The sequence below is a fragment of the Streptomyces sp. NPDC057743 genome (genome assembly GCF_042798755.1).
Taxonomy (GTDB): domain Bacteria; phylum Actinomycetota; class Actinomycetes; order Streptomycetales; family Streptomycetaceae; genus Streptomyces.
In genome coordinates this window covers 1-5,995 of the sequence record NZ_JBHVJX010000086.1, presented here as the reverse complement: position 1 = coordinate 5,995, position 5,995 = coordinate 1, and the positions used below count along the sequence as shown (strand labels likewise).

The window sequence follows — 5,995 nt, the reverse complement described above, 5'->3', positions numbered from 1 at the left end:
ACGATGCGTAGCCGACCTGAGAGGGTGATCGGCCACACTGGGACTGAGACACGGCCCAGACTCCTACGGGAGGCAGCAGTAGGGAATCTTCCGCAATGGACGAAAGTCTGACGGAGCAACGCCGCGTGAGTGATGAAGGTTTTCGGATCGTAAAGCTCTGTTGTTAGGGAAGAACAAGTGCCGTTCAAATAGGGCGGCACCTTGACGGTACCTAACCAGAAAGCCACGGCTAACTACGTGCCAGCAGCCGCGGTAATACGTAGGTGGCAAGCGTTGTCCGGAATTATTGGGCGTAAAGGGCTCGCAGGCGGTTTCTTAAGTCTGATGTGAAAGCCCCCGGCTCAACCGGGGAGGGTCATTGGAAACTGGGGAACTTGAGTGCAGAAGAGGAGAGTGGAATTCCACGTGTAGCGGTGAAATGCGTAGAGATGTGGAGGAACACCAGTGGCGAAGGCGACTCTCTGGTCTGTAACTGACGCTGAGGAGCGAAAGCGTGGGGAGCGAACAGGATTAGATACCCTGGTAGTCCACGCCGTAAACGATGAGTGCTAAGTGTTAGGGGGTTTCCGCCCCTTAGTGCTGCAGCTAACGCATTAAGCACTCCGCCTGGGGAGTACGGTCGCAAGACTGAAACTCAAAGGAATTGACGGGGGCCCGCACAAGCGGTGGAGCATGTGGTTTAATTCGAAGCAACGCGAAGAACCTTACCAGGTCTTGACATCCTCTGACAATCCTAGAGATAGGACGTCCCCTTCGGGGGCAGAGTGACAGGTGGTGCATGGTTGTCGTCAGCTCGTGTCGTGAGATGTTGGGTTAAGTCCCGCAACGAGCGCAACCCTTGATCTTAGTTGCCAGCATTCAGTTGGGCACTCTAAGGTGACTGCCGGTGACAAACCGGAGGAAGGTGGGGATGACGTCAAATCATCATGCCCCTTATGACCTGGGCTACACACGTGCTACAATGGACAGAACAAAGGGCAGCGAAACCGCGAGGTTAAGCCAATCCCACAAATCTGTTCTCAGTTCGGATCGCAGTCTGCAACTCGACTGCGTGAAGCTGGAATCGCTAGTAATCGCGGATCAGCATGCCGCGGTGAATACGTTCCCGGGCCTTGTACACACCGCCCGTCACACCACGAGAGTTTGTAACACCCGAAGTCGGTGAGGTAACCTTTTAGGAGCCAGCCGCCGAAGGTGGGACAGATGATTGGGGTGAAGTCGTAACAAGGTAGCCGTATCGGAAGGTGCGGCTGGATCACCTCCTTTCTAAGGATTTTAACGGAATATAAGACCTTGGGTCTTATAAACAGAACGTTCCCTGTCTTGTTTAGTTTTGAAGGATCATTCCTTCAAAACATAGGAACACCTGCTAAATGCGCCACTTCCTGTGGCAACGCATGTGTTAGCATGTCCTATGCGTTGTTCTTTGAAAACTAGATAACAGAAGTAATTCACATTCAATTAGTAATGCAAGATATCACGTAGTGATTCTTTTTAACGGTTAAGTTAGAAAGGGCGCACGGTGGATGCCTTGGCACTAGGAGCCGATGAAGGACGGGACGAACACCGATATGCTTCGGGGAGCTGTAAGCAAGCTTTGATCCGGAGATTTCCGAATGGGGAAACCCACCACTCGTAATGGAGTGGTATCCATATCTGAATACATAGGATATGAGAAGGCAGACCCGGGGAACTGAAACATCTAAGTACCCGGAGGAAGAGAAAGCAAATGCGATTTCCTGAGTAGCGGCGAGCGAAACGGGACAAGCCCAAACCAAGAGGCTTGCCTCTTGGGGTTGTAGGACACTCTGTACGGAGTTACAAAGGAACGAGGTAGATGAAGAGGTCTGGAAAGGCCCGCCATAGGAGGTAACAGCCCTGTAGTCAAAACTTCGTTCTCTCCTGAGTGGATCCTGAGTACGGCGGAACACGTGAAATTCCGTCGGAATCCGGGAGGACCATCTCCCAAGGCTAAATACTCCCTAGTGACCGATAGTGAACCAGTACCGTGAGGGAAAGGTGAAAAGCACCCCGGAAGGGGAGTGAAAGAGATCCTGAAACCGTGTGCCTACAAGTAGTCAGAGCCCGTTAACGGGTGATGGCGTGCCTTTTGTAGAATGAACCGGCGAGTTACGATCCCGTGCAAGGTTAAGCAGAAGATGCGGAGCCGCAGCGAAAGCGAGTCTGAATAGGGCGAATTGAGTACGTGGTCGTAGACCCGAAACCAGGTGATCTACCCATGTCCAGGGTGAAGTTCAGGTAACACTGAATGGAGGCCCGAACCCACGCACGTTGAAAAGTGCGGGGATGAGGTGTGGGTAGGGGTGAAATGCCAATCGAACCTGGAGATAGCTGGTTCTCTCCGAAATAGCTTTAGGGCTAGCCTCAAGGTAAGAGTCTCGGAGGTAGAGCACTGATTGGACTAGGGGCCCCTACCGGGTTACCGAATTCAGTCAAACTCCGAATGCCGATGACTTATCCTTGGGAGTCAGACTGCGAGTGATAAGATCCGTAGTCGAAAGGGAAACAGCCCAGACCGCCAGCTAAGGTCCCAAAGTATACGTTAAGTGGAAAAGGATGTGGAGTTGCTTAGACAACCAGGATGTTGGCTTAGAAGCAGCCACCATTTAAAGAGTGCGTAATAGCTCACTGGTCGAGTGACTCTGCGCCGAAAATGTACCGGGGCTAAACGTATCACCGAAGCTGCGGACTGTTCTTCGAACAGTGGTAGGAGAGCGTTCTAAGGGCTGTGAAGCAAGACCGGAAGGACTTGTGGAGCGCTTAGAAGTGAGAATGCCGGTATGAGTAGCGAAAGAGGGGTGAGAATCCCCTCCACCGAATGCCTAAGGTTTCCTGAGGAAGGCTCGTCCGCTCAGGGTTAGTCGGGACCTAAGCCGAGGCCGAAAGGCGTAGGCGATGGATAACAGGTTGATATTCCTGTACCACCTCCTCACCATTTGAGCAATGGGGGGACGCAGGAGGATAGGGTAAGCGCGGTATTGGATATCCGCGTCCAAGCAGTTAGGCTGGGAAATAGGCAAATCCGTTTCCCGTGAAGGCTGAGCTGTGATGGCGAGCGAATTATAGTAGCGAAGTTCCTGATTCCACACTGCCAAGAAAAGCCTCTAGCGAGGTGAGAGGTGCCCGTACCGCAAACCGACACAGGTAGGCGAGGAGAGAATCCTAAGGTGATCGAGAGAACTCTCGTTAAGGAACTCGGCAAAATGACCCCGTAACTTCGGGAGAAGGGGTGCTCTGTTAGGGTGCAAGCCCGAGAGAGCCGCAGTGAATAGGCCCAGGCGACTGTTTAGCAAAAACACAGGTCTCTGCGAAGCCGTAAGGCGAAGTATAGGGGCTGACGCCTGCCCGGTGCTGGAAGGTTAAGAGGAGCGCTTAGCGTAAGCGAAGGTGCGAATTGAAGCCCCAGTAAACGGCGGCCGTAACTATAACGGTCCTAAGGTAGCGAAATTCCTTGTCGGGTAAGTTCCGACCCGCACGAAAGGCGCAACGATCTGGGCACTGTCTCAACGAGAGACTCGGTGAAATTATAGTACCTGTGAAGATGCAGGTTACCCGCGACAGGACGGAAAGACCCCGTGGAGCTTTACTGCAGCCTGATATTGAATGTTGGTACAGCTTGTACAGGATAGGTAGGAGCCTTGGAAACCGGAGCGCCAGCTTCGGTGGAGGCATCGGTGGGATACTACCCTGGCTGTATTGACCTTCTAACCCGCCGCCCTTATCGGGCGGGGAGACAGTGTCAGGTGGGCAGTTTGACTGGGGCGGTCGCCTCCTAAAAGGTAACGGAGGCGCCCAAAGGTTCCCTCAGAATGGTTGGAAATCATTCGCAGAGTGTAAAGGCACAAGGGAGCTTGACTGCGAGACCTACAAGTCGAGCAGGGACGAAAGTCGGGCTTAGTGATCCGGTGGTTCCGCATGGAAGGGCCATCGCTCAACGGATAAAAGCTACCCCGGGGATAACAGGCTTATCTCCCCCAAGAGTCCACATCGACGGGGAGGTTTGGCACCTCGATGTCGGCTCATCGCATCCTGGGGCTGTAGTCGGTCCCAAGGGTTGGGCTGTTCGCCCATTAAAGCGGTACGCGAGCTGGGTTCAGAACGTCGTGAGACAGTTCGGTCCCTATCCGTCGCGGGCGCAGGAAATTTGAGAGGAGCTGTCCTTAGTACGAGAGGACCGGGATGGACGCACCGCTGGTGTACCAGTTGTTCTGCCAAGGGCATCGCTGGGTAGCTATGTGCGGACGGGATAAGTGCTGAAAGCATCTAAGCATGAAGCCCCCCTCAAGATGAGATTTCCCATTCCGCAAGGAAGTAAGATCCCTGAAAGATGATCAGGTTGATAGGTCTGAGGTGGAAGTGTGGCGACACATGGAGCTGACAGATACTAATCGATCGAGGACTTAACCAATTTGAATGTATGCTTACTGTTATCTAGTTTTGAGAGAACACTCTCAATGGTTTGGTGGCGATAGCGAAGAGGTCACACCCGTTCCCATGCCGAACACGGAAGTTAAGCTCTTCAGCGCCGATGGTAGTCGGGGGTTTCCCCCTGTGAGAGTAGGACGTCGCCAGGCAGACTTCATTCCGCAGTAGCTCAGTGGTAGAGCTATCGGCTGTTAACCGATCGGTCGTAGGTTCGAGTCCTACCTGCGGAGCCATTGCTTCCATAGCTCAGCAGGTAGAGCACTTCCATGGTAAGGAAGAGGTCAGCGGTTCGAGCCCGCTTGGAAGCTTATCTAAATACGTTGATCTGAAGCAGTTTCCGCGCGTTATGGAACTGTTATTTTTTGTTTAGTTCAGTAAATATCTGTTGCTGATTGTACCAGTTAAGGTATAGGTATTTAGCGCGTCTTCTGATGAAGCCTTTCTTCAAGGATGCAAAAGAGATTAACATAATTAATTGTTAAACGGTATTGACTTTTATCAAAACCTTGATATAATTACTTTTGTCATAATGAACAGTATGCTTTAGATTAGTCTGCGGGTTATACCGTTTGGAGTTTTACTGAATAAATAACAATACAGTTTTTGGTTATCTGATGCTGTATTCTGGCTGTACATTACATTTTTACTTGCGGAAGTAGTTCAGTGGTAGAACATCACCTTGCCAAGGTGGGGGTCGCGGGTTCGAATCCCGTCTTCCGCTCCATTTTATCCCAACGGGATATTGTGAAATTGATTGCGCCCGTAGCTCAATTGGATAGAGCGTTTGACTACGGATCAAAAGGTTAGGGGTTCGACTCCTCTCGGGCGCGCCATAATATATTTGAAATCGGGAAGTAGCTCAGCTTGGTAGAGCACATGGTTTGGGACCATGGGGTCGCAGGTTCGAATCCTGTCTTCCCGACCATTCGGGGCCTTAGCTCAGCTGGGAGAGCGCCTGCTTTGCACGCAGGAGGTCAGCGGTTCGATCCCGCTAGGCTCCACCATTTATAAAAAACATGTTGACTTTAAGAGAAACTTATTATATACTTAAAAAGTTGCTTGAGAAAGTGAACAAAAATGATCTTTGAAAACTAAACAAGACAAAACGTACCTGTTAATTCAAAGTTTTAAATAAATCGCACAGCGATGTGCGTAGTCAGTCAAACTACTTTATCGGAGAGTTTGATCCTGGCTCAGGACGAACGCTGGCGGCGTGCCTAATACATGCAAGTCGAGCGGACAGATGGGAGCTTGCTCCCTGATGTTAGCGGCGGACGGGTGAGTAACACGTGGGTAACCTGCCTGTAAGACTGGGATAACTCCGGGAAACCGGGGCTAATACCGGATGCTTGTTTGAACCGCATGGTTCAGACATAAAAGGTGGCTTCGGCTACCACTTACAGATGGACCCGCGGCGCATTAGCTAGTTGGTGAGGTAACGGCTCACCAAGGCAACGATGCGTAGCCGACCTGAGAGGGTGATCGGCCACACTGGGACTGAGACACGGCCCAGACTCCTACGGGAGGCAGCAGTAGGGAATCTTCCGCA

The 5,995-nt window shown here is 51.7% G+C and carries 6 tRNA genes and 4 rRNA genes; all 10 read left to right on the top strand.

From position 1 onward, the window contains the following. Nucleotides 1–1,266: ribosomal RNA gene (locus ACFVFQ_RS38140) — 16S ribosomal RNA — on the top strand; the annotation flags it as partial. Between the two features lie 233 nt (nucleotides 1,267–1,499). After that, nucleotides 1,500–4,429: ribosomal RNA gene (locus ACFVFQ_RS38135) — 23S ribosomal RNA — on the top strand. 50 nt (nucleotides 4,430–4,479) lie between these two features. Then, nucleotides 4,480–4,595 (top strand): 5S ribosomal RNA (gene rrf, locus ACFVFQ_RS38130). Between the two features lie 9 nt (nucleotides 4,596–4,604). Next, a tRNA-Asn gene (locus ACFVFQ_RS38125) sits at nucleotides 4,605–4,679 on the top strand. 2 nt (nucleotides 4,680–4,681) lie between these two features. Continuing rightward, a tRNA-Thr gene (locus tag ACFVFQ_RS38120) sits at nucleotides 4,682–4,754 on the top strand. A gap of 341 nt (nucleotides 4,755–5,095) precedes the next feature. After that, nucleotides 5,096–5,170: transfer RNA gene (locus ACFVFQ_RS38115), tRNA-Gly, on the top strand. A 32-nt stretch (nucleotides 5,171–5,202) separates the two neighbouring features. Then, nucleotides 5,203–5,279: transfer RNA gene (locus ACFVFQ_RS38110), tRNA-Arg, on the top strand. 15 nt (nucleotides 5,280–5,294) lie between these two features. Continuing rightward, nucleotides 5,295–5,371, top strand: a tRNA-Pro gene (locus ACFVFQ_RS38105). Nucleotides 5,372–5,374: 3 nt separating this feature from the next. Further along, nucleotides 5,375–5,450: transfer RNA gene (locus ACFVFQ_RS38100), tRNA-Ala, on the top strand. Nucleotides 5,451–5,616: 166 nt separating this feature from the next. Then, nucleotides 5,617–5,995, top strand: a 16S ribosomal RNA gene (locus tag ACFVFQ_RS38095); the annotation flags it as partial.